Raw genomic sequence first — 25,514 nt, 5'->3', positions numbered from 1 at the left:
CGAAGGCCTCGAAGGGCGACGGCGTGTTGGCATTATGTCCCTTTCATCCTTCGAGGCTCGCCGTAAGGCGGCTCGCGCCTCAGGATGACGGGACATATCAAACCCCGCTCTCGATTTCCTCGCGCAGCATTTCCAGTTCGATCCATTTTTCCTCGGCGGCATCCAGTTCGGTGTGCGCCTTGGCAATCGCAGCGGAAGCGGCATCGAATTTTTTGCGGTCCTTTGCATAAAGCTCTGGATCGTCGAGCAGCTTCTGCTGCTTGGCGATCTCGGCCTGAAGCTTCGCCATGGTCTTCGGCAAGGTTTCCAGCGCGTGCTTTTCATTGAAATTGAGACGGCGCTTTGCCGAGGACGCAGGTGCTGATCCCCTGGTTTCTTTCGGCTTGTCGGCCGCCGCTGACTCGAGCGCGCGCTGCTTCAGATCGGCTCCGCGCTGCGCCAGCATGTCGGAGTAACCGCCTGCATACTCCACCCACTTGCCGTTGCCTTCAGGCGCGATCACCGACGTTACGACGCGGTCAAGAAAGTCGCGGTCGTGGCTGACAAGAATGACGGTGCCGTCGTAGTCGCCGAGCATTTCTTCCAGAACGTCGAGCGTTTCAAGATCGAGGTCGTTGGTCGGTTCGTCCAGCACCAGCACGTTGGACGGCTTGGCCAGTGCGCGGGCCAGCATCAGCCGTCCGCGCTCTCCGCCCGAGAGTACTTCGAGCGGCGTGCGGGCCTGCTCCTGCTGAAACAAAAAGTCCTTCATGTAGCCGATGACATGCTTCGGCTTGCCGTTGACCATGATGCTGTCGCCGCGTCCGCCGGTCAGCGCATCAGCCAGCGTCGTTTTCGGATCGAGGCTTTCGCGATGCTGGTCAAGCGTCGCCATTTCGATATTGGCGCCGAGGCGGATCGTGCCGGTGTCCGGTGAATCGGCCCCGGTCAGCATGCTGATGAGCGTGGTCTTGCCCGCGCCGTTCGGACCGACAATGCCGATACGGTCGCCACGCGCGACGCGAATGGAGAAATCATCGACGATCGGACGTTCGCCATACGATTTGCTGATGTGCTTCGCCTCGGCCACCAGCTTACCGGAGCTTTCAGCCTCAGCGGCCGCAAGGTTTGCCTTGCCCGCGACGCCACGATAATCGCGGCGCTGATCGCGAAGCTCGAACAGGTTGCCGAGGCGTTTGACGTTGCGCTTGCGCCGGCCCGAAACGCCGTAGCGCAGCCAATGTTCTTCGGCGACGATCTTGCGATCCAGCTTGTGCTGGTCGCGCTCTTCTTCCGCCAGTACTTCATCGCGCCATTCCTCGAAGGCGCTGAAGCCCTTCTCGATGCGGCGGGTTTCGCCGCGGTCGAGCCAGACGGTGGCGCGCGAGAGGTTGGAGAGGAAGCGACGGTCATGGCTGATGATGACCAGTGCGCAACGACGGCTTGCGAGTTCGCCTTCCAGCCATTCGATGGTGGTGAGATCGAGATGGTTGGTCGGCTCGTCCAGCAGCAGGATGTCGGGTGAGGGCGCCAGCACCCGCGCCAGCGCCGCACGCCGGGCTTCGCCGCCGGACAGATTGGCAGGGTCTTCGGTGCCGGTCAGGCCCAATTGATCGAGCAGATACTGTGCCTGATAGTGATCGTCGCCCGGATTCATTCCGGCTTCGACATAGGCCAGCGTTGTGCTGAAGCCGTCGAAGTCGGGCTCCTGCGGCAGATAGCGGATCGTGGCACCGGGCTGCACGAAGCGGCTGCCGCGGTCGGCTTCCACGAGGCCGGCGACGATCTTGAGCAGCGTCGATTTGCCGGAGCCGTTGCGGCCGATCAGGCAGACGCGTTCGCCCGCCGACACCGCAAGCTCCACGCCGGCCAGCAGCGGTGTGCCGCCGAAGGTCAGCGCGATGTCTTTCAACTGGATCAGGGGAGGCGCCATCTCGTCGGAATACCTTACTTCTGGTCTCTTGCGCGCTGGATGCGGCGAATGGTCTGGTCGAGCGCCGACAGGAACGCGGAGCGGTCGCGCGGCGAAAACGAGCGCGGCCCGCCGGTGACTTCGCCGCTGGAGCGCAGGTCGGTCATCAGGTTGCGCACCGCCAAGGTCATGCCGATGGATTCTTCGGAGAACGGCTTGCCGTTCGGCGCGATCACGTCCGCACCGGCCTTCACGCAGCGTGCCGCGAGCGGGATGTCGGACGTGACGACGATATCGCCTTTTTGCGCGCGTTCCGCAATCCAGTCGTCGGCGGCGTCCATGCCGGACCCGGCGGCGATCCGCTCGATCAGCGGGTCGTTCGGTACCCGGATGAAGTTCCCGGCGACGACGCTGACAGGCAAACGGTGCCGTTCGGCGACACGGTAAATCTCATCCTTCACCGGGCAGGCATCGGCATCGACGTAAATGCGGGTCGTGGGGGTCAAGATCGTTCCATGTGTGTTCGCGCTGCTGGTAGCGCAACCCAGCCAAAATGGCGAGCGAAAGGCGCGAAAACCAGACTGCGAGGCATGCACGGGAACGGCTTGTTTTCGCGCCAGCTTTGCGGTCCATTTAGCCGAGAAACGCAATAATCCGAGGAAACGATGACCGCGCTCAAGCCCCACAGCATCCACGCCTACAATCTCGCCAAGAACTCCGAAAACAAGATGCACGACGATTCGGTCGCGCGCCGGTTCGGGTTTCAGGGCGGGCTGGTCCCCGGCGTCGATGTCTTCGCCTACATGACCCACATGCCGGTGGCGAAATGGGGCCGGGCGTTTCTGGAGCGCGGGTTGATGGACGGTCGGTTCTTCAAGCCGGTGTATGACGGCGAGACCGCCGTGGTGACCGCTGAAGAAATTGATGGCGGCCTTGCCATCAAGGTCGAGAGCCGCGGCGAACTGTGCGCGAGCGGCACGGCGTCGATGCCGTCCGATACGCCAAAGATCTCGCTCTCGGACTTCCAGGTTGTGCAGCCCGTCGGCAAGCATGCGCCCGCCGATGAAAAGACCTACCAGACCGGCAAGTGGCTCGCCATTCCGCCGTTCACGCTGGGCGCGCAGGGCTCGTCCGAATATCTGCGCGATGCCCGCGAAACCGATCCGCTCTATGCCGATGAGAAGATCGTTCACACCGGCATGCTGCTGCGGACGATGAACTGGGCGCTGATGGAGAACGCCATTCTGGGTCCATGGATTCATGTCGGCAGCACCATCCGCTACCTGGCGGCAGCGTCTGTCGAGGATGAACTCACCGCGCGCGCGAAGGTCACCGGCAACTACGATCGCAAGGGCCACAAGTTCGTTGAGCTGGACGGTCTGATCGTGGCGAACGGCTCGAAGCCGATCGCGCATTGCCAGCATGTGGCGATCTATCAGCCACGCGAGACGATGGCGGCGTAGTCCTCGTCATGGCCGGGCTTGACCCGGCCATCCACGACTTACTTTTTACTTCACCGAAGAGAAGACGTGGATCACCGGGACAAGCCCGGTGATGACGATCGTGGGCATAGAAGCGTCGCGATCTTAACCCCGATTCAATTTTCAAACAGCCACGCGTGATTGCTCTCGCGCATCGCGCGAGTTGCGTTTTCAGTCTCCCCCCCTCAACGACGAGGGGCATGGAGCGCCGCGAGGCGCACCTTGTCTTGTTTCGCTTCCGGCATCGCTTGCGAGGCGATGAACTTCCGGAAGCGCATCGCCTTGCGGCGCTCCGCAGACAAGTTTACGCAGTCTGCGCAAGCTTGACTGCTATTTGGCGGCGATTTTGGGCGAGGGGACCGTACTTCCGGGTGAGGACGGACGCTTTCACGTCCCGATCCGGCCGGCTTTCGCCGCCTTCATCCCCGCCTCGTCCAGCCGCGAACGGCAGAGCCACGTAGTTGGCCCGGACGGTGACCCCAGCCTCCCGGACGACGTGTGTGCGAGACACGCGTGCAGGCGCCGCATCCTGCTCCGCCTTTAAGACGCCTCTAGAAAGCGCCCCTCACGAACAGGACACGCCGAAAATAGGCGAGGTTCAGAGCACGGGGATTTCTGTCCCCATCACGAAATGTTTCGAGAGCTACGCTTACTGCCAGCTTTCCTTGGCGGTTCTTGTGCCATCCGTCTTGACGCTATCAGCCTTGGTACGGTCGCTCTTGTCACGATCACTCCTGGCACGATCGGTCTTGCCGTTGTCGGTCCCCGCCCGATCGAAGTCGGCGTCCTCATTTCTTTCACGCCGGGAGCCGGAGCGGTTGCCTCTGCCAACCGTACGCACCAGAGCTTCGATCCGGTCGAGGTCGCGAAGGTGAAGATCGCGCTGGGCGAGAGGCATTTCGATGCCTTCCTTGCGAAACCGCCTGAGGATTTCGAGCCGTATATCGTCTGCGACGCCACCGTCCGCGCCGATATTGGCGACATGAAAGAACACCGCAAATTCCAGCGCGTCCGCGCCGAAGTTGCCGAGGTTCGCAAATGGCGCGGGCGATTTCAGTGTCCGTGGATGGTTGCTGGCTATATCGAGCAGGACCGCGATGACGTGATCCGGATCGGCATTGTAGGATGTCCCGACCTTCACCGACAGACGCGCCATATAGCTGCCGTGCATCCAGTTGACGACCTGACCGCTGATCAGGTCGGCATTGGGAACGATGACCGAGACGTTATCGTAGGTGGCGATCTCGGTCGCGCGCACGTTGATGCGCTTGACGACGCCCATGCGGGCGCCGACCTCGATGCGATCGCCAACCTTGATCGGCCGTTCAACCAGCAGGATCAGGCCCGATACGAAGTTATTGATAATCGACTGCAGGCCGAATCCGATACCGACCGACAGTGCGCCGGCGACAATGGCGATGTTCTGCAGATTGAGGCCAACATACGATAGCGCAATGATGACGGCGAGAATGATGCCGATGTAGCCGACGCCGGTGCGAATGGAGCTGCGGACACCGAAGTCGAGATTGGTCTCGGGCAGAAAGCGGGATTCGAGCCAGCTCTGGACCGCGCGGGTGGCCACCACGCCGACGATCAGCACGATGATCCCGCCGAGAATTGCGGACGGCGAGATCGTGAACTTGCCGATCGAAAACCCGAAGAACGCCGACGACAACGATCCGAACACATCGTCGAAATTGATTCCCCACGTGGCGAGGACCATGAACACGGCCAATGCAATCAAGGCCAACTGGACCAAGCCATTCAGCAAGGCGGCAATCTGGCGTACCGCTGGGCTGCTGAGTCCTGCCGTCTGCCGCAGGAAGCGGCCCACTGTTCCATAATAGGAAAACGTCGCGGCGATTAATGCATCGGCAAACCGGCTGAGCAGAACAGCAGCCATCAGCACGACGACAATAAGGGTCATCTCCCCCGCGACGAACCCGCCGAACGAGACAAAGCCGGCCAGCGGCCCAAGCACCGCGGTTGCCGCGAGCAGCCAGCCGAGCGGAATCAAAAGATGCCATGCCGAGCGCTTGGCGGCCTTTGCTGCGAACTCTTCTTCCTTGTCGTCTTCGTTTCCAGTGTGGGCCGCGATGCGCAATGCGGCCATGAACAGGAAAGCCTTGGTCAGCGCGACCACGCCTTCGCTGGCTGCCGATAGTTCGGCCGGAGCGCCAATCGCACGATTGAGGCCCTGAAGCAGGACGCCAAAGCAGGCCGCGATGCCGAGCAGGGCCGCCACCGGAACCAGCTTGCCGGCGATCTCGTCGTCAAGATCGATCAAGCGCCAGGCGGGCCGATCTGGCGCCAGCGTGGCGGTCGCGAGGCTATAGAAAAAGAACGCAAAGGTGACGACGCCAAACAGCGGCCGTGCGATCGCACTGACTTCGTCGGGCAAAACGCCCAGCGCAATCAGCGATTGATAGAGCACCAGTAAACAGGTGCCGGGGATCAGGGTGTTGGCGAGAACGATGACCGCCGCAGAACTTGTCTTACGGAGCGCAGAAGGCTCGGTGATCACCGCATCGCGGGTCGTCCAGCGCGCTTGCCAACGCCGCCACGGCGACAGGAAAAAGCCGAGCAAGACAACGACGGCAATTGCGAAGCCCGACGCGGCGCGAAGCGGCTGCTCCGTCATGACGCCGACCCATCGGGACGCAAGCTCGATCAGCCGGGTTGTTGCGGGCGGAATCTCCTCGGCAACACGCACCCAGAACGAGGGATTGATCAGACTGGGGGAGCGTTTGAAAACCGTGTCCGTGAACCGGGCGCGGCGGCGCTCCGAGATAAGATCGAGCGATTGCTGGGCGCGCACGTTGATCAGGTTGGCCTGTTGAACGATGCTCTGCCGCGCGGAAATCTCGGCCAGCAGCTTGGCACGCTCCAGTTTGACCTCGTCGGACTGTGGCGTTGTATCCTTTTCACCCGGCGCTAATCCGGCAGCTCGTTCAGTCGCCTCGTTGAGCCCCTGCGTCATGGAGGCGATAAGGTCACGCGCTCCCTTTTGCGCCTCGGCAATCTCGTCGCGGATTCGGGTCAGTCTGGCTTCGTCGGTGATGCCCAACTGCAAAAGCCATTCGACACTGTCGAGCGTTTGCTTCCAGCCGTTGAGACTGGCGACCGCGCTCGGATAGGTCGGCGCCGGAACTTCGGGAAGCGCTTCCTTCGCCGGGGGCGTTGCAGGGGCGGGCGCTGCCGTGGCGGGGCTTTCAGCTCCTTTCGCAGCCGGGGGAGCGGGCGTCGGCGCAGGGGTCGCAGCCTGAAGAGTGGCGCACGGCGTCAATGCGAGCGCGAGAAAAACGGCAATCGTCCGGATATTCATTATCGTCCTTGATTCATCGAATTAATCGACGCTCATGCCGCACAAACACGGCGATGTTCTGTTCGCGGGTGGCCAAAGAAGACCACTGAGTTCCATGGTTTGAGGTGATCTCGTCCTGGGATGGTTGCGCCACCCATGTTTCGGCTTGACTGACTCATAGCTCGATGGTTATACGTCAATCCATAGCCACAGAGTTATTGATCAAGAATGCCAAACGCTCACGATATGCTGTTCAGAACGCTCGCCGATCCGACCCGGCGGGCGATCTTCGAGCGCTTGTGCCGCGGCGGAGAGCAGACGGTCGGGGCGCTGACCGCTCAAGCCGGGGTCTCGCAACCGGCCGTTTCCAAGCATCTCGGCGTCCTGAAGCAGGCCGGGCTGGTGCTCGATCGCCATGAAGGACGCCAGACCCACTACAGCGCGCAACTCGGCGCGCTTGCCCCGCTGATCGACTGGACAAGCCAGATGGCCGGATTCTGGGAGAACCGGTTCGACGATCTCGAAAATCTACTCAAGAGGATGGATCAATGAGCACCACTGCGACCGAAACGCTCTCTGTCGTTGTCGAACGTGAAATGTCTTTTCCGCCGGAGAAGCTCTGGCGCGCGCTCACGCAACCACACCTGATCGAGGAGTGGCTCATGAAGAACGACTTCAAGCCCGTCGTGGGCCACAGCTTCAATCTTCGCGGAGACTGGGGCGGCGTGCTGGACTGCGAGGTCCTCGCCGTCGAGCCGAACAGGACGCTGTCCTACACCTGGAATTTTGCGCACGACGATGCGGCGTTCAATCTGACGAGCGTGGTGACTTTTACGCTCACCCCGACAAGCACGGGGACGCACCTGCGCATGGAGCAATCGGGCTTCCGGCCGGATCAGAAGCAGGCCTTCGGCGGCGCGAAGCACGGCTGGCAGCAGTTCTTCACGAAGCTGGATGAAATGCTGGCGCGGGCGGACTGACGTTTGCCGCGCTGCGCTTTGGCTTGTCTTCAAAGAGGAGGTCACATTTGAACTGGAATATGTGGGTTCGGCAGATTCACCGTTGGCTGTCGATGATCTTTACCTTGACCGTGATCGCCAACTTCGTTGCCATGGCGATGGGAGAACCTCCCGCATGGGTGGTCTACTCGCCACTGCTGCCGCTGTTCCTGCTGCTGTTTAGCGGCCTGTACATGTTCATGCTGCCATATGCCGCCAGGTGGCGCAGCGGCGGACAGGAACGAACACAATGACTGGCAAGACGTCCAAGAAGCCAACGAAGGTTGCAAAGAAGGCCGCTCCCAAGCGGGCTGCTGCAAAAGCAGCCAAGCCGCGCAAGACGGCGGCGAAGCCGGCACTGCTTTCAGGCGGCAATCCGCAGATCGCAAAAGGCTACGGCGACGCGCCTGTGCAGGCTTACATCGCGGCCATGCCCGGCTGGAAAAGCGATGTCGGCCGGCGTCTCGACGCGCTCATTGCGCGCGCCGTTCCCGGCGTACGCAAGGCAGTCAAATGGAATTCGCCGTTCTACGGAGTTGAGGACCACGTCTGGTTCCTCAGCTTTCATGTCTTCGCGAAGTACATCAAGGTGGCTTTCTTCCGCGGCACGTCGCTGCGTCCTGTCCCGCCCGGCGCCTCCAAACAAAAGGACGTGCGCTACCTCGACATCCACGAAGGCGAACTCGACGAAGCCCAGTTCGCCGACTGGGTGAAGCAAGCCAGCCGATTGCCCGGCGAACGGATGTGAGAGTCACTATGACGAAAGCAGCGACAAGCTCGAAGACCGCGAAGGACGGAAGCGGAGAGGACTCTCCATCCCGGATGATCGATGCGAAAATCAGGAAGCTGGGCGATTGGCGGGGCGTGACGCTCGCCAATGTCCGCAAGGCCATCCTCGACGCCGACAAGGAGATCATCGAGGAATGGAAGTGGATGGGAAGCCCGGTGTGGGAGCGCGACGGCATCATCGCGGTCGGTAACGCCCACAAGGACAAGGTGAAGCTGACTTTTGCCCACGGCGCGAGTCTTCCCGATCCCGACAAGCTGTTCAACGCGGGCCTTGATGGCAAGGTGTGGCGCGCGATCGATGTTTTCGAAGGCGACAAGATCGATGGGCGTGCGCTGAAGAAACTCGTTCGTGCGGCGATTGAATTCAATCAGAGCAAAAAAGCGAAGAAGAAAGCGGTTGCCAAAGTAGCGAAGAAGACATCTGCGATCACGCGTACGAAAGCACCGAAGCAAGAAGGCCTAAAGCGAAAGCCGAGGGGAAAGTTTAGGCAAGGAGATTTCAGTGAAATCAATATTACTTCCCTAATTCCGGAAGTTGGGGCCCAGGTTGCTGACTTCTCGATAGCATTTGCGAAACTCAGCGTTCAGGGCAACGAAGAGAATGCTGAGCCTGCGGGATCGGGAGCTTTGATAGCCGTTGGATCAATTCGCGGAATTCTAACGGCGGCACACGTGTTGAGAAAATTACCTGACAGTGGCGAACTAGGTCTCATTCGATTCACGAAGTCTCCTTTAGTCCAAAAACAAACCATTGATATGAGTCTCGCTGAGAAGTTGATCATTGGCGAAGATCACAAAGACGATGATGAACCCCGCGCTCCTGATATGGGTTTCTTGCGTCTTGCGCCAAATCAAGCTGCGGCGTTAAGCGCCACAAATGTCTTCTTCAATCTTAAAAAACGCGAAGAATCGATTCTTGGAGGCAATCTTCGTTCGGAAAACTACTTTGAAGGTCTATCCGGAGTGATTGCTGAGTGGACTATTGAAAACCTGACGGGTGAGGCTGGGTTTAGACGTCTAAAAGGATTTCGGGGATTGTTTGGTGTCGGCTACGTATCTGGAAGCTCTGAGCGCGACGGATACGACCTAGTCGATTTTCAGGTTACCTACGATGAAAATACAAAGGCGCCATATGATTATGGTGGCATGAGTGGCGGTGCCTTGTGGCGCGTTTACATCAACAAGGATAACGACGGCCGACTGTCTATATCAGACAAACAAATAGTTGGATTCGCATTTCATCAATCTAAGCTTGTAAATGGAAGTCGGACGATTACGTGTCACGGTATGAGAAGCGTCTACGGTCATCTGATTCAGGAAATCCAAAGTAGGTGGCCGGTGGTCTGACGCCTCCGCTGCATTCAAAAACAAAAGGCGCCCCGTTTGGAGCGCCTTTTCAGTTTCTGTGAAAGCTCGCAGCTTACTGCGAGTAGTACATTTCGAATTCGACCGGATGCGGGGTCATCTCGAACCGCTCGACTTCGGTCATCTTCAGTTCGATGAAGCTGTCGATGAAGTCGTCGTCGAACACGCCGCCGGCCTTCAGGAACCCGCGATCCTTGTCGAGGCTTTCGAGCGCCTCGCGGAGCGAACCGCACACCGTCGGAATGGTCTTCAACTCTTCCTTCGGCAGGTCGTACAGATCCTTGTCCATCGCCGGACCCGGATCGATCTTGTTCTTGATGCCGTCGAGGCCGGCCATCAGCATCGCCGCGAAGGCGAGGTAGGGGTTCGCCATCGGATCGGGGAAGCGCACTTCGACGCGCTTCGCCTTCGGGTTGGTGGTGTAGGGGATGCGGCAGGAGGCCGAACGATTGCGCGCCGAGTAGGCGAGCAGCACCGGCGCTTCATAGCCCGGGACCAGACGCTTGTAGGAGTTGGTCGACGGGTTGGTGAAGGCGTTGATGGCCTTGGCGTGCTTGATGATGCCGCCGATGTAGTGGAGGCAGGTCTCGGAGAGGTCGGCGTACTTGTTGCCGGCGAAGGTCGGCTTGCCGTCTTTCCAGATCGACTGGTGCACGTGCATGCCCGAGCCGTTGTCGCCGTAGACCGGCTTCGGCATGAAGGTGGCGGTCTTGCCGTAGATGTGCGCGACCTGATGGATGCAATACTTGTAGACCTGCATCTGGTCGGCCATGTGGGTCAGGGTGTCGAACTTCATGCCGAGTTCGTGCTGGGCGGAAGCGACCTCGTGATGATGCTTCTCGACCTTGACGCCCATCTTGGCCATCGAGCCGAGCATTTCCGAGCGCATGTCCTGCACCGAGTCCTGCGGCGGAACGGGGAAGTAGCCGCCCTTGGTGCGGATGCGGTGGCCGAGGTTGCCGCCTTCATACTCGGTGTCCGAGTTGGTCGGCAGTTCGGAGGAGTCGAGCTTGAAGCCGGTGTTGTACGGCGTGGTCTGGAAGCGCACGTCGTCGAACACGAAGAACTCGGCTTCCGGGCCGACGAACACGGTGTCGCCGACGCCGAGCGCCTTGACCTGGGCTTCCGCCTTCTTGGCGATGCCGCGCGGGTCGCGGTTGTAGGGCTCGCCGGTCGACGGTTCGAGAATGTCGCAGACGATGACCATGGTGGTCTCGGCGAAGAACGGATCGATCGTCGCCGTGGTCGGGTCGGGCATCAGCGTCATGTCGGATTCATTGATCGCCTTCCAGCCGGCAATCGATGAGCCGTCGAACATCGTGCCTTCGGCGAAGATCTCCTCGTCGATCATCGAGATGTCGAACGTGACGTGCTGCCACTTGCCGCGCGGATCGGTGAAACGCAGGTCGACGTACTTGACGTCGTTGTCCTTGATCGACTTGAGGACGTCTTTGGCGGTCTTCATGAATACCCCTTATGTCTGCTTGGTCGTTTGTCGTGTCGTGGATTGGATGCACCGAGAATGAGGTGCGCTGAGAATTGCAGTGAGAAGCCTCGGGCGGCATGAGGCTGCCGCCGGCGAGGCGAGGATCAAGTCAGGCCGAAATCAGGTTAGATGGCGTCGAGCCCGGACTCTCCCGTTCTGATGCGGATGGCTTCTTCGATGTTGGATACGAAAATCTTTCCGTCGCCGATGCGGCCAGTTTGCGCGGCACGCCTTATCGCGTCTATGGCTTTCTCGACAAGATCGTCGCCGACCACAATCTCAATTTTGACCTTCGGAAGGAAGTCCACGATGTATTCCGCGCCGCGATAAAGCTCGGCGTGCCCCTTCTGGCGGCCGAAGCCCTTGGCCTCGGTGACCGTGATGCCCTGAATTCCGACTTCCTGAAGGGCTTCTTTCACCTCGTCGAGCTTGAAGGGCTTGATGATGGCCTCGATCTTTTTCACTTAGCGTCTCCCCGGCACTTCCAACTGGCCTGTCTGTACTTCCATATCGCGCGATGCATGCGCTCGTCACGTCGGTTCGTCCGTTAGCATCATCGTCGCGGGCCGGTGAACAGCCCGGGAAATGACGGCCACGCCCACCAGCGTTTGCAGGTGGGCGAGACAATCCGAAAGCCACCCCCTAAAAGCAGGGTCTGTGCCAGTTTATTAAGACATTGGATTGCGCAAGAACATCATACAGTTAGTAGTAGCTTTGCCTCTTTGTGCGGCTTCTGCCGCCAGAGTGGAAGGCTATCAATTAGGCAATTGCACAAAAAATAGCCTGACACTCCCAGACTCTCTCACTCAGATTTGCCTCAAGATGTGGCGAAGCGAACAGGCGGACGGCGAATGGAAATCCTAACGGTCTCGGAAATGACAAGCGCCGACCAGGCTGCGATTGCGGGTGGCATCAGCGGCTTTTCGCTGATGCGTCGCGCCGGGCAGGCGGTGGCGCTGGTTGCGGAAGCGCTGGCGGAGCGCGGACGAATCCTGGTGGTGGCCGGGCGCGGCAACAATGGCGGCGACGGTTTCGTCGCGGCGGCGGAGTTGGCCGCGCGGGGGCGGGACGTCTCCGTCGTCCTGCTGTGCGACCGCGCGACGCTGAAGGGCGATGCGGCGCTTGCCACTGCGGAGTGGAAAGGCCCGGTGCTGCCCTGCGATCCGGCGGCGCTCGGCCAGCCCAACCTGATTATCGATGCGCTGTTCGGCGCGGGTCTCAATCGCCCGGTGAAGGGTGATCCCTTTGCGATGATCGAGGCGATGAATGCGAGCGGCGTTCCGATCCTCAGCGTCGATCTGCCGAGCGGTATCAACGGCGACACCGGAGAGGTGATGGGCATTGCGGTGGAGGCATCCGCCACGGTCACGTTTTTCCGGCGGAAGCCGGGGCACCTGCTGTTGCCGGGCCGTGCGTATTGCGGCGAGACCGATGTGGCCGACATCGGCATTGAACCCGATGTGCTCGATGCGATCGCGCCGAAAGCGTTCGAGAATATCCCTGAGCTGTGGGCCGACATCTTCCCGTCGCCGCAGGCCGACGGCCACAAATATGCGCGCGGGCATGCGGTGGTCGTGTCCGGAGATACGGTCTCGACGGGAGCGGCGCGGCTGGCTGCCCGTGCGGCGCTGCGTGCCGGGGCGGGGCTCGTCACGGTGGCCTCGCCGCGCGATGCGCTCGCGGTCAATGCGGCCGCGCTGACGGCGGTGATGGTTCGCGAAGCGGACACGCCGCAGCAATTCGCGGAGTTGCTTGCCGACAAACGTCTCAATGCCTGCGTGATTGGACCCGCAGCCGGTGTCGGCGAGCGCACGCGCGACATGGTCCGTGCAGCATTGTCCGCGCGGCGCGGCGTGGTGCTCGATGCCGATGCGCTGACGAGCTTTGCGGACGATCCCGCGACGTTGTTTGCGGAGATCAAAAAGCAAAACGATCCACAGGTTATCCTCACCCCGCATACGGGCGAATTCGGACGGCTGTTCAGCGGGTTGCAGTCTGGTTATCCACATGCGTCGAAGCTTGAACGTGCGCGTCTAGCTGCAGTTCAATCCGGTGCCATCGTGTTGCTGAAGGGGGCCGACACGGTGATTGCCGCGTCGGATGGCCGCGCGGCCATCACGGCCAACGCGCCGCCGTGGCTTGCGACAGCGGGATCGGGCGACGTGCTGGCCGGGATCATCGGCGGCATGCTGGCGCAGGGCGTGCCGGCGTTCGAGGCGGCCTGCATCGCGGCATGGATCCACGGCGAAGCGGGACATGAGTTCGGTCCGGGCCTGATCGCGGAAGATCTTCCCGAGGTGCTGCCTGCGGTGCTGCGCAATCTGTACGATGAACTTGGTATCGCGTATTAATCAAAACGAATGGATATCATTCGTCATTGCGAGCGAAGCGAAGCAATCCAGACTGAAGTATCATCAAGCAAGAACTGGATTGCTTCGTCGCTACGCTCCTCGCAATGACGCTGTGGGCTACTCCACTACGTAACTGCGCACGAGCTTCGGCGCGGCCCAATTCAGCGCGGTCGCTTCCATCAGCCAGCGTCCAGTGTATTCCGCAAGGAACGCGATGCGCTGGGTCTGGCCCTTGTCGAAAATCAGCGTGTCGAGCCAGAACGGCTTCCAGCCGTCGTCGAGCCGGTCGAGCAGCCGGAAGTGATGGCCGTGCAGGCGGAAGACGACCGGCGCGGCCGTTGGATTTGTGATGGCCATCACGACGGTGCGTCCGCGCTTGACGCGATAGGCGGGCGCGGTCGCCGCATCGAACTTGACCGGCGCAATCCACTGCGCGGTCGGATCGAGCGGCAGGTCGGTGCGGAGCGCGCCCTTCAGGTCGAGGCGCGCGGGCAGGTTGCCGGACGGAAGCGCGGCTGCGGGCGGCAGCGGCGCGGCGCGCACCGGCGCATCATTCGACATCGTCAGCTGCGCGATGGTCCGTGGACCGGTGCCGTCGTGCAGGATGATCGGCGAGATCGTCCCCGGCGCGCGGGTAGCGTCGATCAGAACATCGACACGCGATCCGGGCGCCAGCACCAGCTGGCCGTCGCGCGCAGGGAAGGGTTCGGACGGCTGACTGTCGATCGCCATGACGCGCACATCATGATTTTCGATCCTCAGGCCGAGCGGCGAGCGCGCACAGCCGTTGATGAAGCGCAGGCGCAGCCGTTCGTTGACCTTGGCGGTCAGGTCGAAACGCGGCTGCCCGTTGACGGTAAAGACTGCGGTGGTGCCGTCCGGGCTGCGGCCCGGCGCGATGGCGCTGCCGTCGGGCTTCACGCGCCATTCCTCGATCAGCAGCACCTCGTCGCGGTCGGCCGGAACCGGTGGGCTGTCCTCGACGATGAGTGCGCGGGCCGACACGGGCCGGTCGGCAGCGTCGCCAAGGAGTTGTGCATTGACCAAAATCGTTCCGGCCTGACGCAGAGGCAGGGTGAAGGAGGCGCGACCGCCCGGTGGGATCGGTGCCTGTCCCGTGAGCGGGGCAGCGGCCTGAGCGCCGTCAATTCCAAGCCAGCTCAGGACGATAGGAGCCGGGAGTTCATTTGACAGCGTAACCGCGAGGTCACCCTTGCTGAACCGGAAGGGACCGGTGGCGGGAACTCCAGTTGCGGGTTCAAGCGCCCAGATCGGGCTTTGGGGCAGGCCCGCGCCGAGGGTCGCCGTCATGGGCCGCGCCCGCAACTGTAGGGCCGGACCGGTCTGGGCCAATGCTTTTCCCTGAGCAAAGGCAGGCAGCCGAAGCCCGGATGCGAGGGCAGTACCGCCGAGCCCTGCCAGCAGAGCGCGTCTGGAGGGCAAAAAGACCCGATTTGTCATGGTGGTTTTCATGGCTGATGCGGACCATTTTCCCGACCCGATGTCCAGCGGGCGCTTGGTCGCTGGCGGGATGCGCAATTGCCTTCCAACATCACGTAGCGAAAGCCATTTTTTGGCTCGCGAAGCGATTGCGTCATGTTATAAGCCCGCCGCTCGCGGCTGTGCCGTTGAATGCAAGCGCCGTGCGGGCGTGGCGGAATTGGTAGACGCAGCAGGTTTAGGTTCTGCCGTCGAAAGATGTGGGGGTTCGAGTCCCTCCGCCCGCACCACATCTCTCTCTCTCTCTCTTTCTTTGCTCATCGATCTCGCGGAGGGGTTGCAAACAGCCGCGCTGCGCCGTGCGCGTGGCAGAAGTCCGTCAGCGACCTTGACCGAAAAAATGAGTCACCGCGCGCGTTGAGCCGGATACCGTTCGCGCCTAAACTCGCGACATCACGTGCAATGGAAATCCGCGACCGCTTCACCTGCCAAGGGAGAACGTCCATGCGTGAATTGCCGATAGCCGTTGTTCTTGCCTGCGCTGGATTATTTGGATCCGCCGCGCCCGCTGTTGCTCAGGACGACTCCGAACAGAGACTCGGCAAAGTTCACTTTGCCACATCATGCAACGAGACGGCGCAGCGGCGGTTCGATCGCGCCATGCGCTACCAGCATTCGTTCTGGTACGCGGCGTCGAAGGAAATCTACGACGAAACGCTTAAAGCCGATCCCGAATGCGCCATCGCCCAATGGGGCATCGCGCTCTCGCTTCTGAACAATCCGCACATTGCGGTGCCCGCGCCAAATCTGCCGCTCGGTCTTACGGCGATTGAAAAGGCGAAGACGATAGGCGCGAAGACACAGCGCGAGCGCGATTACATCGACGCACTGGCGGTGATGTTTGTCGACTACGACAAGACCCCACATCAGGCGCGCGTGCAGTCGTACGTCAAGGCGATGGAGGCGGTGGCGGCGCGTTATCCCGACGACGACGAGGCTCAGATCTTCTACGCCATCGCGCTGAATGTCAGTGCGTCGCCTGCCGACAAGACATATGCGAGCCAGCTCAAGGGCGCGGCCATTCTGCAACCCATTTTCGAACGCGCGCCGCAGCATCCTGGCGCCGCCCACTATCTGATCCACCTCTACGATTATCCGCCCATCGCGGAGAAAGGTCTGCCGGCGGCGATGCGTTACGCCAAGATCGCGCCGAACGCGCCGCATGCGCAGCATATGCCGTCGCACATTTTCACGCGTGTCGGATACTGGCGGGATTCGATCGGGGCGAACGCGGCTTCGGTCGCCGCCGCGAAAGTCAGCAAGGAAGCCGGCGACCAGATGCACGGCGAGGACTATCTCGTGTACGCCTACCTGCAACTCGGTCAGGACAAGGAGGCGCGTGACATCGTTGAGAATATCAAAGCGATGAAGTTCGGCCTCGATGCTTTCCCTGCCGCGTTCGCGCGAGCGGCGTCGCCTGCGCGTTATGTTGTAGAGCGCGGTGACTGGGCGGCGGCTGCCAATCTCGAAGTGGAGCCGAGTAAATTCCCGCACGCGGTTGCGGTGACGCATTTTGCGCGGGCGCTCGGCGCGGCGCATTCGGGCAATCCGGCTGCGGCGAAGGCGGATGCCGCAAAGCTTGCCGAACTGCGCGACGCACTGCGTAACGCGAAGAATGATTACTGGGCCGGTCAGGTCGATGTGCAGGAGCAGGTGGCGTCCGCCTGGATTCTGTACGCCGAAGGTAAGCACGAAGATGCGCTGAAGGCGATGACGGTCGCCGTCGCCGCGGAGGATAGAACCGAAAAGTCGCCGGTCACGCCGGGACCACTCGCGCCCGCACGCGAACTCTACGGCTTCATGCTGCTCGATCGCGGCATGGCGAAGGAGGCGCTAGTGGCCTTCGAAGCGACGATGGCCAAGGAGCCTAACCGCTTCAACGGCTATGCCGGAGCCGCAAAGGCCGCGGAGGCGCTGGGCGACAAGGCAAAGGCGAAGGACGTCTACGGGAAATTGCTGACGCAGGCGGCCGACGCGAATTCCGACAGGCCGGCGCTTGCGGACGCGAGGAGATTTGTTGCGAGCAACTAGAGGATGACACGAACTGTCACCATCGCCGCGATAGCGGGCCTTGCGCTCGGCGGTCTGGCCGGAGCGTACACGTCTGATGCCTGGCCGCTGTTGAACCGGAGCGGGGCGCAAGCCCCGAAAAGCCAGCCGGCGTGGGCCGAAGTGCAATGGCCGTTTCTGGCGGACGAGTGGGGGAAGGGGAAAGCATTCCGCTGCACGGCTGCTAACTGTGGCGTCGAAGTTAATCTCTACATCCGCGCCAAGATCGGCTTCTGCAATTGCACGACCGGCGTATCGGATGACGACGAACTTGCGCGTCTGAGTGATTTCAATCTGATGGGCGAGAAGCCGACGGCAACGGGTCCGGGCCGGCCGATCAGCGTCCGCTGGATGAAGGGCCGCAGCCGGGGCTACACGGTCACGACGTCCGGATGGACGCGCAGATCCTCGCTCGCGGTGGCGTTCAACGACCGCTGCGACGCTATCGTTGCGACGGCCATTGTCGGGAACGATCGTCCCGCTGCGGTCGAGCCTGGCGTGATCGAATTCCTCAACAGCGACACCATCGCCAAGTGGGCGGAGGTGACGATCGGTTTGTGAGGCAGACAGGCTGACAACAGGCCGGGAACGTGATCCGGAACCGCCGGTCTTGCCGCCGGAGATCGCATCTTGCGCCGGATGCACGTTGCCATATGTCAGCTTGAACCAACGCTTGGATCATGCGATGAGCATCGGAATCCGTGTATTCCAGCTTGCCGGAAGACTGGATACAGACTGCGATACAAATTGGGATGGATTGACCGTTTTTCCGTCAAAAAACCCAACAATATCAAAGGATTGTGGTGCGGCACCGGGCTCTCCGCCCGCACCCGGCGCATTCGCGCAGTAATTCTGGAAGAGGTGTTCCCTCGGGGAACGCGTCCGCCGCGCCACCGATGCATGCCGCTCGGCCTCATAGCCGACTGGTCCTGCGTCCAACACATTGACAACGACCCGGCGCCGCCGGGTCAAGCTGGAAGAAGATCGACGCCATGCAGGTCACAGAAACCCTCGCCGAGGGATTGAAGCACGAGTTCAAGGTCAGCGTTCCCGCGTCGGATATCGATGCCAAGGTGGATGCCCGTCTTGTCGACATGAAGGACAAGGTGAAGCTGAACGGTTTCCGTCCCGGCAAGGTTCCTGTCGCCCATCTCAAGAAGGTCTATGGTCGTTCGGTTGCCGCCGAGACCGTCGAGCAGTTGATTCGCGACACCAACGCCGGGATCTTCACCGAGCGCGGTTTCCGTCTCGCCACCGAGCCCAAGGTCACGATGCCGACCGAGGAAAAGGAAATCGAAGACATTCTGGCCGGCAAGTCCGACCTGAACTACTCGGTCGCCATCGAAGTCGTGCCGGCGATCGAACTGGCAGACTTCAAGAGCTTCAATGTCGAGAAGCCGGTGGCGGAAGTCACTGACGCCGACGTCGAGGAAGCGCTGAAGCGCATTGCCGATCAGAGCCGTCCCTATGCTGCGAAGGCGGAAGGCGCGAAGGCCGAGAAGGGCGACCGCGTCACCGTGGCCTTCAAGGGCTCGATCGACGGCGAACTGTTCGACGGCGGCACCGGCGAAGGCATTCAGGTGGTGATCGGTTCGGGCACGTTCATTCCGGGCTTCGAAGACCAGTTGATCGGCATCGCCGCGGGCGAGACCCGCAACGTCAAGGCCTCGTTCCCGAAGAACTACACCGCGGAACATCTGGCCGGTAAGGACGCCGAGTTCGAAACCACCGCGAGCCTGATCGAGGCGCCGCAGGAGTCGAAGGTCGATGACGAGTTCGCCAAGAACCTCGGCATGGAATCGCTCGACAAGCTGAAGGAAGCCATGCGCGAGCGGCTGGTGGCTGAATTCGCCGGCGCGTCGCGCCAGCGCGTCAAGCGCGTGCTGCTCGACAAGCTCGACGAGACGCACAAGTTCGGTCCGCCGCCGTCGCTGGTCGAGGAAGAGTTCAAGCTGATGTGGAACTCGATCAAGGCCGAGATGGAATCGACCGGCAAGACCTTCGCCGACGAAGACACCACCGAGGAGAAGGCCAAGGAAGAGTACGAGAAGATCGCGGATCGCCGCGTTCGCCTCGGCCTCGTGCTCTCCGAGATCGGCGAGAAGAACAAGATCACCGTCACCGACGATGAAGTCAGCCGTGCGCTGATCGACCGTGCACGTCAGTCGCCAGGCCGTGAAAAGGAAGTCTGGGATTTCTATCGCAGCAATCCGAACGCGCTGGCCCAGCTTCGCGCGCCGATCTATGAGGACAAGGTCGTCGACTTCATTCTCGAACTCGCCAACGTGACCGAGAAGAAGGTCACGCGCGACGATCTGCTCAAGGAAGAAGAAGACAAGACCGCCGCCTGAATGTGAGTCCCGGTCCCCGTTGCGGGGATTGGGTTCGCATTAACGATACCGGCGAAATGAGCGGCGCGGCGAGCCCGCGCTGCTTTGCGGGCCCTGCCGAATCGGCTTCAACTGGTGCACCGTCGGCATTTGCCGATGCTGGTTTTTCGCTCTTGTGGCCGGGCCACCGGTCCATATCTGTAGTGCCCAACCTTTCTGCATCACGAGGCATTACGCCCTGCCTCCGCCAACCTTCAGGTGATAAATGCGCGATCCCGTTGAAACCTACATGAACCTCGTGCCGATGGTGGTTGAGCAGACCAACCGCGGCGAGAGGGCGTACGACATTTTCTCGCGCCTCCTGAAAGAGCGCATCATTTTCGTGACCGGTCCGGTCGAGGACGGCATGTCGGTGCTGGTCGTCGCGCAGCTCCTGTTTTTGGAAGCCGAGAATCCGAAGAAGGAAATCTCGATGTACATCAACTCGCCGGGTGGCGTGGTGACATCGGGTCTGGCGATCTACGACACCATGCAGTTCATCCGTCCGCCGGTCTCGACCCTGTGCACAGGCCAGGCGGCGTCGATGGGTTCGCTGCTGCTCGCAGCCGGCGAGAAGGACATGCGCTTCTCGCTGCCGAACTCGCGGATCATGGTCCATCAGCCGTCGGGCGGGTTCCAGGGCCAGGCGACCGACATCATGCTGCACGCTCAGGAAATCCTGAACCTGAAGAAGCGGCTGAACGAAATCTACGTCAAGCACACCGGCCAGACCTTCAAGGCGATCGAGGATGCGCTGGAGCGCGACAAGTTCCTGACCGCCGAGATGGCCCGCGACTTCGGCATCGTCGACAAGGTAATCGAAAAGCGCGCAGAGGAAGCGACGCCGAAGCTGCCGTAACGCGAACTCGCGGCCTGGTTGCGAGTTGAAAAACGGACGCCCCTTGGGCGTCCGTTTTTGCATGAACGCCTTCACCCATTTGGGGTATGGCGCAGGCTTTTTAGATTCCGTCCCCGCGCTGTACTTGACCGGCTCCCGTTCTTGGCAGCTAATTATTCCAATTGATCCGGGATTGTTGGGCCCGTCTTATTTTCGATGTTTATTTTTGGGCGGCATCCAATTGCGCTCCGGACACGCCGTATTTCGGTGAGAACCACGATGTCCGGGAGCAAGCCATGATTGCAGGCACAAGAAGCGGCGTAGCCGCGATCCTTTTTTCGCTCTGCTCACTGACAGCTATTGTTCCGGCCTCCGCTCTTGAGCTCGAACAGGCGCGAGAGCGCTGCCGCGCCTCCATCGGCAAGCCGACCTACATGGCCTGCAGGCAGAGTGGCGGACAACACGATGGCTGCATGGCGCGGGCGAAGGCTGCCGCGACGCCGTGCGTGCGTAATGCGATGATGGCCGCGCGGCCGAAGGCTGCGCTGTTCGATGCCTCGAAGGTGTCGGCGCCGAGCAAGGAAGATATTGCCGCGGGCGCAGCGGCTTTGGCGAAGGGCAATGCGGTTCTCGTGGCGCCTCCGCGCACCGTTTCGGACATCACGGCCATTCTCGACCAGCAGAAGCCGGACCCGGCCAAGATCGCCGAACTCACGGCGACGGCCGATGCCCCGGTGCCGGCTGGTTTGAAGGGGAACGAACTCGCCGCATTCCACTACAAGCGAGGACAGGCGCGAACGCTTGTCGGCCGCAGCAACGATGCGCTGGCTGATGCGGAACTGGCGGTCGCGCATGGCAAGGGCGCCGACTACAAGACCGTCGGGAGCCGCTATGAGGAGTTCCTGATCCGCCGCTTGCGCGACAAGGGCGAGAACAAGCGCGCCATGGCCATGTACACCAAGCAGATCGCCACGTTCTCCGCCCAGCCCAGGGGCAAGGGGCGCCTGTTCGGACTCCATAATGCCCTGACGATCCTCGCGCTGCAGTCCGGCGATGTGAACGCAGCGGAATCCTACGTCGCGCGCAATCGCAGCCTGATGGAAGAGGCGCGCCGGTGGCCGGTGTTCCCGATCTACGGAATGGCCTGGCAGGCCGTTCTGGAGGACGGCACGGCGCGGGTCGCCGAGGCCAGAGGCCGATATGCCGACGCGGAGGCCGCGTATCGCAAGTCCGCCGTTTTCTACACGAACGCGCTCGCGACCTCATCGCAATGGGAGAGCAAGCCCGCCGAAGGCGAGATGGAGCGGTTCATCGATTGGGGCATGGCCTTTGAAGGCCGCACCAAGGTCAAGCAGGGGCGTGTCGGCGAGGGCGAGGCGGAGGTGCGGCGCGCGCTTCTCAGCCGCCTCAGCAAGTCCGGAAAATTCCACGCGGATACCGCGGGAATTCTCTCGGTGTTCGTGTACGTGGTGCAGGAGCAGGGCCGTTACGCGGAAGCGGAGCAGCTTCAGCGTGAAGTCGTCGATATCTACAAGGGGCTCGGTTACGCCGACGACTCCGGCCAACTGGTCAACGCCAATGTCTTCCTCGCGCAGATTTTGAACCTGCAACGCAAGTACGAGGAGGCGACGAAGCTCTACGATCAGGTCGATGTCTGGACCGCGAAGTGGGAGCCGTCGCGCCGCGAAAACGTCAGCGGCGGTCTTGCCCGTGTTTCCATCATGCTCACACAGGGCAACTACGACAACGCGCTTGAGATTGCGCAGCGATCGTACGAGCGCGAAAAGGCACGCTCCGGCGACAAGAGCCTCAATACGGCGGTCGCGCGCGGCTATTACGCCGTGACGCTGGCGCGCAAGGGCAAGACTGCCGAAGCGCTGCAGGCGTTCAAGGACTCGATCCCGGTGCTGCAGACGGCGTCCGGCGGGAGCGACGACGACAGCGGATCGACGGCCGCGGCGCGCGAAGGCCGCGTGCGTTTCGTGGTCGAAGGCTATCTGCGCACGCTGGCGCTCGTTCCGGCGGCCGCGCCTGCGAACGCCGCAGAGGAAACTTTCGGCTATGCGGACTTGCTGCGCGGGCAATCGGTGCAGCGCGCCTTGCAGGCATCGTCGGCCCGCGCGTCTACCAGCAATCCCGAACTTGCCAAGCTGATGCGTGCGTCGCAGGACAGCGAAAAGCGGATCGGTGCGGCGGTTGCCGCGTTGAACAACCTGCTGACGCTTCCGCCTGCCGAACGCGAGGAGAAGGCAGTCAAGGTAACGCAGGCGGAAATCGCGGCGTTGCAGGCTGCGCGTGCGCAGACGTTGACCGATATTGCGAAGAAGTTCCCCGACTACGGCAATCTGGTGAATCCGCCGCCGCCGAACGCGGGCGATCTGCAAAAGCAGCTCACGGAAGACGAGGCGCTGCTGTCGTTCTATTTCGGCCGCTTCGACAGTTTCGTCTGGGTGGTGCGAAAGGGCGCTCCGGTGCAGTTCGCCCGGATCAAGATGACGCTTGGCGATCTGAACACGACCGTGACCAAGCTGCGCGAGGCGCTGGAGCCGAAGGCGGCGATGATCTCGGACATTCCCGCGTTCGACGTGAAGCTGGCGGCGCAGCTCTACGACGAGTTGCTCAAGCCGCTGGAGGGCAGCTGGAAGCCGGCGAAAAGCCTGATCGTCGTGACCAACGGCGCGCTCGGTCTGCTCCCGCTGTCGCTGCTGCCGACCGCAGCCGCAGAGGTCAAGACGAACGACGATCCGCTGTTTGCGAGCTACCGCCACGTGCCGTGGCTGGCGCGAACCCACGCGGTGACGCTGGTGCCGTCAGCATCCGCGTTGCAGACCTTGCGCAAGCTGCCGGCGGGCAAGGCCACGCGGCAGGATCTGATTGCGTTCGGCGATCCTTACTTCAGCAAGGAGCAGGCTGACGATGCGGCGAAGACCGACAAGCTGATCCAGGTCGCCGACGCATCGATCGCGACACGCGGCGTGCCGCTGAAGCGGCGCAACAGCCCGCAGCTTGACGGCGTCGACAGCGCGCAACTCGGGCAGTTGCCGCGTCTGCCCGACACGTCCGAGGAACTGACGTCCATTGCACTGGCGTTGCAGGCCGATCCGACCAAGGTTCTCAATCTCGGCAAGGACGCGAACGAGAAGAAGGTGAAGTCGATGGACCTTTCGGGGTTCAAGATCGTCGCCTTCGCAACCCATGGACTGGTGCCCGGTGAACTGGACGGGTTGACGCAACCGGCGCTGGCACTGTCCGCGCCCGCGCTGTCGGATTCCGACGGCGACGGATTGCTGACGATGGAAGAAATCCTGTCGCTGAAGCTCGATGCCGACTGGGTGGTGCTGTCCGCCTGCAACACGGCTGCGGGAGCAGGCGCCGGCGCAGAGGCCGCCTCGGGTCTTGGGCGTGCGTTCTTCTACGCAGGCACGCGCGCGCTGCTGGTGACGAACTGGTCGGTGCATTCGCAGTCGGCGCGTGAACTGGTGACCGATTTGTTCAAGCGGCAGGCGACCGATCCAAAATTGACGCGCGGAGAGGCGCTGCGGCAGGCGATGATGGCGCTTGCGGATGGACCGGGCTACCTCGGCTCCGACGGCAAGACCGAATTCGCCTACGCTCATCCGCTGTTCTGGGCGCCGTATTCGATTATCGGCGACGGCGGCGGGCGCTAAAATCGCGCCGCCGGGCGTTGCCGGTTTAGGTCTTGTTGTCGCGCCGGGCTTGCGCGGATTTGGTCGCTTGAGACGTACTGCCAATCCGCTTGCCCGAGATGATGGTTCTGCGGCGACGGTTGGGACGCGGGCTCATGCCGTCGTTAGCTGTCTGGCCCTGGGCTGGATGACTGGTGAAATTCGCCGCTCGCCGCAGTGCCAGGGCGCGATGGGCAGCATCGACGTTGGCTGCGCGCGCTTCAAGATTGCGGATGCGCGTGGCTTCCTTGTTCACGCGTTTTAACGCATTGGCGAAAACCTGTTTGCGCTGCTGCGGCTGTTCACCGGTGCCGGGAAAGCTAGCGCCCCGCGGCTCAGCTTTCCCGCGGCGCTCACGCTGTTTCTGGCGCGCCAGCGTCCGCTCCTTGTCGCGCATCTGCCGGAGCTGGCTTTGCAGCGACAGCAGGCCGTCGCGGTCAAGGGCATACAGGTTAGGGTGATGCGAACCTTTAATCACGCCGTATTCCTCGTGGCTCAGCAGGCTGCGCTCGAACTTGCTTGATATAGACATCGTTCGTTCTCCGGGTGCGACGTTCCTGTTCCGCAGAAAAATCTTGCCATAGAAGGAGAGGAGCGGCGAACCGGTTTCAACAGGGGGCCCATCAACCTTCCGGGAGCACGGCAACCGCCTTCCGCAAAGCTGCGGCGTGTTGTAGAGTTGCCGCATTGTTAAGGAGATTTCCGATGCGACGTTTGTGGATTTTTCTTGGGTGCACGGCGGTCGTTACGGCTTTTCTGGCAATCGGAGAGGCGAAGGCCGGCACGGTCCTCATTTCCGCTGAAGAGGCCAACCTGCCGCCGCCGAAAGGCGCGGTCGCGGTTGCCACCCGCGGCATCACGCGCGGTCCCAAGGTTGCACATGTCGCGGCCACGAGCCCGTCCAAATCGCCGATGCGTCTGCAATTGAAGTTCGAATCCTTTGGCGGAGCCAAGATCGATACGGACTCGTTGAAAGTGACTTATGTGAAGAGCCCGTCGGTCGATTTGACGCCGCGGCTCAAGCCATTTGTGAAGCCTGACGGGATCGATATGCCCGATGCGGAACTGCCGGCCGGCGATCACGTCATTCGTGTCGACGTGAAGGATTCCGAAGGCCGCAGCGCGAGCACCAGCTTCACCCTCAAAGTCGCGCCCTGAGCGCATGCCGGCCGACTGTCCCTTTTGCGCTCAGCCAAATGTCCTGCACGCACTCGTGTGCAGTTCCTGTTCGCGCGACATCGCCATTCCGGAATCGCTGATTGCCGAACGGGACGACCTTGTCCGCAAGCGTGCCATGGCCGGCGAGGAACTGGAGCAGGCGAAAGCGGAGCTTGCAGGGCTCCCGCGCCGCCGGCGCATCTCACTGCGGCGGAGTTGATATGTCCGGGGTCGGCACTTTCGAGTTCT

Annotated in this window: 19 protein-coding genes, 1 tRNA gene and 1 pseudogene; 14 read left to right on the top strand and 7 right to left on the bottom strand. The window is 61.8% G+C overall.

Annotated features, from left to right (window positions below; genetic code table 11):
• Nucleotides 1-97 precede the first annotated feature (97 nt).
• Together HNQ36_RS01195 and HNQ36_RS01190 are read right to left on the bottom strand one after the other, a co-directional pair.
• Entirely contained in the window at nt 98-1,912 is a 1,815-nt protein-coding gene (locus tag HNQ36_RS01195; protein ID WP_184082136.1) for an ABC-F family ATP-binding cassette domain-containing protein, read from the bottom strand.
• Nucleotides 1,913-1,926: 14 nt separating this feature from the next.
• Nucleotides 1,927-2,397: a YaiI/YqxD family protein gene (locus HNQ36_RS01190; protein ID WP_184082135.1), complete on the bottom strand. Its 471-nt coding sequence runs from the start codon at nt 2,395-2,397 to the stop codon at nt 1,927-1,929.
• Between the two features lie 159 nt (nt 2,398-2,556).
• Between HNQ36_RS01190 and HNQ36_RS01185 the strand changes: the two genes are divergently transcribed.
• Complete coding sequence (locus HNQ36_RS01185) at nt 2,557-3,354, top strand: hotdog fold domain-containing protein (RefSeq protein ID WP_184082134.1); 798 nt, start codon at nt 2,557-2,559, stop codon at nt 3,352-3,354.
• A gap of 667 nt (nt 3,355-4,021) precedes the next feature.
• On the opposite strand, the gene HNQ36_RS01180 is transcribed toward HNQ36_RS01185, so the two are convergent.
• On the bottom strand, nt 4,022-6,697 hold the full coding sequence (locus tag HNQ36_RS01180; protein ID WP_184082133.1) for a DUF3772 domain-containing protein: 2,676 nt from the start codon (nt 6,695-6,697) through the stop codon (nt 4,022-4,024).
• 207 nt (nt 6,698-6,904) lie between these two features.
• Here HNQ36_RS01180 and HNQ36_RS01175 point away from each other — a divergent pair, with 207 nt between their 5' ends.
• The 5 genes and pseudogenes from HNQ36_RS01175 to HNQ36_RS01155 form a co-directional block, all read left to right on the top strand.
• The gene (locus tag HNQ36_RS01175) at nt 6,905-7,228 is read left to right on the top strand and encodes an ArsR/SmtB family transcription factor (protein ID WP_184082132.1); all 324 of its coding nucleotides are present in this window, start codon (nt 6,905-6,907) and stop codon (nt 7,226-7,228) included.
• The gene (locus tag HNQ36_RS01170; protein ID WP_184082131.1) at nt 7,225-7,656 is read left to right on the top strand and encodes an SRPBCC family protein; all 432 of its coding nucleotides are present in this window, start codon (nt 7,225-7,227) and stop codon (nt 7,654-7,656) included. Before HNQ36_RS01175 ends, HNQ36_RS01170 begins: the two co-directional genes overlap by 4 nt.
• A gap of 47 nt (nt 7,657-7,703) precedes the next feature.
• On the top strand, nt 7,704-7,928 hold the full coding sequence (locus tag HNQ36_RS01165) for a hypothetical protein (RefSeq protein ID WP_184082130.1): 225 nt from the start codon (nt 7,704-7,706) through the stop codon (nt 7,926-7,928).
• A complete protein-coding gene (locus HNQ36_RS01160; RefSeq protein WP_184082129.1) occupies nt 7,925-8,422 on the top strand; it encodes a DUF1801 domain-containing protein in 498 nt (165 codons plus the stop codon). The genes HNQ36_RS01165 and HNQ36_RS01160 overlap by 4 nt, the downstream gene beginning before the upstream one ends.
• Before the next feature lie 8 nt (nt 8,423-8,430).
• A pseudogene (locus HNQ36_RS01155) lies at nt 8,431-8,889 on the top strand (DUF1801 domain-containing protein); the annotation flags it as partial.
• Nucleotides 8,890-9,883: 994 nt separating this feature from the next.
• Here the strand turns inward: HNQ36_RS01155 and glnA are convergent.
• The gene (glnA, locus tag HNQ36_RS01150) at nt 9,884-11,293 is read right to left on the bottom strand and encodes a type I glutamate--ammonia ligase (RefSeq protein WP_184082128.1); all 1,410 of its coding nucleotides are present in this window, start codon (nt 11,291-11,293) and stop codon (nt 9,884-9,886) included.
• Nucleotides 11,294-11,439: 146 nt separating this feature from the next.
• Nucleotides 11,440-11,778 (bottom strand): P-II family nitrogen regulator, encoded by a 339-nt coding sequence (locus tag HNQ36_RS01145; protein WP_046829995.1) that lies wholly within the window; start codon nt 11,776-11,778, stop codon nt 11,440-11,442.
• Between the two features lie 387 nt (nt 11,779-12,165).
• Between HNQ36_RS01145 and HNQ36_RS01140 the strand changes: the two genes are divergently transcribed.
• Complete coding sequence (locus HNQ36_RS01140; RefSeq protein ID WP_184082127.1) at nt 12,166-13,665, top strand: NAD(P)H-hydrate dehydratase; 1,500 nt, start codon at nt 12,166-12,168, stop codon at nt 13,663-13,665.
• A gap of 117 nt (nt 13,666-13,782) precedes the next feature.
• Here the strand turns inward: HNQ36_RS01140 and HNQ36_RS01135 are convergent, their stop codons facing one another.
• Nucleotides 13,783-15,126, bottom strand: coding sequence for a multicopper oxidase family protein (locus tag HNQ36_RS01135; protein WP_184082126.1), 1,344 nt, complete (start codon nt 15,124-15,126; stop codon nt 13,783-13,785).
• 184 nt (nt 15,127-15,310) lie between these two features.
• On the opposite strand from HNQ36_RS01135, the gene HNQ36_RS01130 reads away from it, so the two are divergent.
• From HNQ36_RS01130 to HNQ36_RS01105, 6 genes are all read left to right on the top strand, one after another.
• A tRNA-Leu gene (locus HNQ36_RS01130) sits at nt 15,311-15,395 on the top strand.
• Between the two features lie 214 nt (nt 15,396-15,609).
• Complete coding sequence (locus HNQ36_RS01125) at nt 15,610-17,196, top strand: hypothetical protein (RefSeq protein ID WP_184082125.1); 1,587 nt, start codon at nt 15,610-15,612, stop codon at nt 17,194-17,196.
• A 3-nt stretch (nt 17,197-17,199) separates the two neighbouring features.
• Entirely contained in the window at nt 17,200-17,775 is a 576-nt protein-coding gene (locus HNQ36_RS01120) for a hypothetical protein (protein WP_184082124.1), read from the top strand.
• A 431-nt stretch (nt 17,776-18,206) separates the two neighbouring features.
• The gene (gene tig / locus HNQ36_RS01115) at nt 18,207-19,565 is read left to right on the top strand and encodes a trigger factor (protein ID WP_184082123.1); all 1,359 of its coding nucleotides are present in this window, start codon (nt 18,207-18,209) and stop codon (nt 19,563-19,565) included.
• Between the two features lie 244 nt (nt 19,566-19,809).
• Nucleotides 19,810-20,442 (top strand): ATP-dependent Clp protease proteolytic subunit, encoded by a 633-nt coding sequence (locus HNQ36_RS01110; protein ID WP_046829991.1) that lies wholly within the window; start codon nt 19,810-19,812, stop codon nt 20,440-20,442.
• A gap of 275 nt (nt 20,443-20,717) precedes the next feature.
• Complete coding sequence (locus tag HNQ36_RS01105; protein WP_184082122.1) at nt 20,718-24,089, top strand: CHAT domain-containing protein; 3,372 nt, start codon at nt 20,718-20,720, stop codon at nt 24,087-24,089.
• A 25-nt stretch (nt 24,090-24,114) separates the two neighbouring features.
• On the opposite strand, the gene HNQ36_RS01100 is transcribed toward HNQ36_RS01105, so the two are convergent.
• Nucleotides 24,115-24,795 (bottom strand): hypothetical protein, encoded by a 681-nt coding sequence (locus HNQ36_RS01100; RefSeq protein WP_347339933.1) that lies wholly within the window; start codon nt 24,793-24,795, stop codon nt 24,115-24,117.
• 17 nt (nt 24,796-24,812) lie between these two features.
• Here HNQ36_RS01100 and HNQ36_RS01095 point away from each other — a divergent pair, with 17 nt between their 5' ends.
• Nucleotides 24,813-25,265, top strand: coding sequence for a hypothetical protein (locus HNQ36_RS01095; protein WP_184082121.1), 453 nt, complete (start codon nt 24,813-24,815; stop codon nt 25,263-25,265).
• Nucleotides 25,266-25,514: the final 249 nt, after the last annotated feature.

The sequence above is a fragment of the Afipia massiliensis genome (assembly GCF_014203115.1).
GTDB lineage: Bacteria > Pseudomonadota > Alphaproteobacteria > Rhizobiales > Xanthobacteraceae > Afipia > Afipia massiliensis.
Note: the sequence above shows the minus strand (reverse complement) of the source record. Positions and strands in the feature narration are given on the sequence as shown.

Coding starts and splice junctions, on each gene's coding strand:
- HNQ36_RS01105 (WP_184082122.1), top strand. CDS start 20,718: ATGATTGCAGGCACAAGAAGCGGCGTAGCCGCGATCCTTTTTTCGCTC.
- HNQ36_RS01170 (WP_184082131.1), top strand. CDS start 7,225: ATGAGCACCACTGCGACCGAAACGCTCTCTGTCGTTGTCGAACGTGAA.
- HNQ36_RS01135 (WP_184082126.1), bottom strand. CDS start 15,126: ATGACAAATCGGGTCTTTTTGCCCTCCAGACGCGCTCTGCTGGCAGGG.
- HNQ36_RS01120 (WP_184082124.1), top strand. CDS start 17,200: ATGACACGAACTGTCACCATCGCCGCGATAGCGGGCCTTGCGCTCGGC.
- HNQ36_RS01125 (WP_184082125.1), top strand. CDS start 15,610: ATGCGTGAATTGCCGATAGCCGTTGTTCTTGCCTGCGCTGGATTATTT.
- HNQ36_RS01110 (WP_046829991.1), top strand. CDS start 19,810: ATGCGCGATCCCGTTGAAACCTACATGAACCTCGTGCCGATGGTGGTT.
- HNQ36_RS01195 (WP_184082136.1), bottom strand. CDS start 1,912: ATGGCGCCTCCCCTGATCCAGTTGAAAGACATCGCGCTGACCTTCGGC.
- HNQ36_RS01095 (WP_184082121.1), top strand. CDS start 24,813: ATGCGACGTTTGTGGATTTTTCTTGGGTGCACGGCGGTCGTTACGGCT.
- HNQ36_RS01185 (WP_184082134.1), top strand. CDS start 2,557: ATGACCGCGCTCAAGCCCCACAGCATCCACGCCTACAATCTCGCCAAG.
- HNQ36_RS01160 (WP_184082129.1), top strand. CDS start 7,925: ATGACTGGCAAGACGTCCAAGAAGCCAACGAAGGTTGCAAAGAAGGCC.
- HNQ36_RS01100 (WP_347339933.1), bottom strand. CDS start 24,795: ATGCGGCAACTCTACAACACGCCGCAGCTTTGCGGAAGGCGGTTGCCG.
- tig (WP_184082123.1), top strand. CDS start 18,207: ATGCAGGTCACAGAAACCCTCGCCGAGGGATTGAAGCACGAGTTCAAG.
- HNQ36_RS01175 (WP_184082132.1), top strand. CDS start 6,905: ATGCCAAACGCTCACGATATGCTGTTCAGAACGCTCGCCGATCCGACC.
- HNQ36_RS01140 (WP_184082127.1), top strand. CDS start 12,166: ATGGAAATCCTAACGGTCTCGGAAATGACAAGCGCCGACCAGGCTGCG.
- HNQ36_RS01180 (WP_184082133.1), bottom strand. CDS start 6,697: ATGAATATCCGGACGATTGCCGTTTTTCTCGCGCTCGCATTGACGCCG.
- glnA (WP_184082128.1), bottom strand. CDS start 11,293: ATGAAGACCGCCAAAGACGTCCTCAAGTCGATCAAGGACAACGACGTC.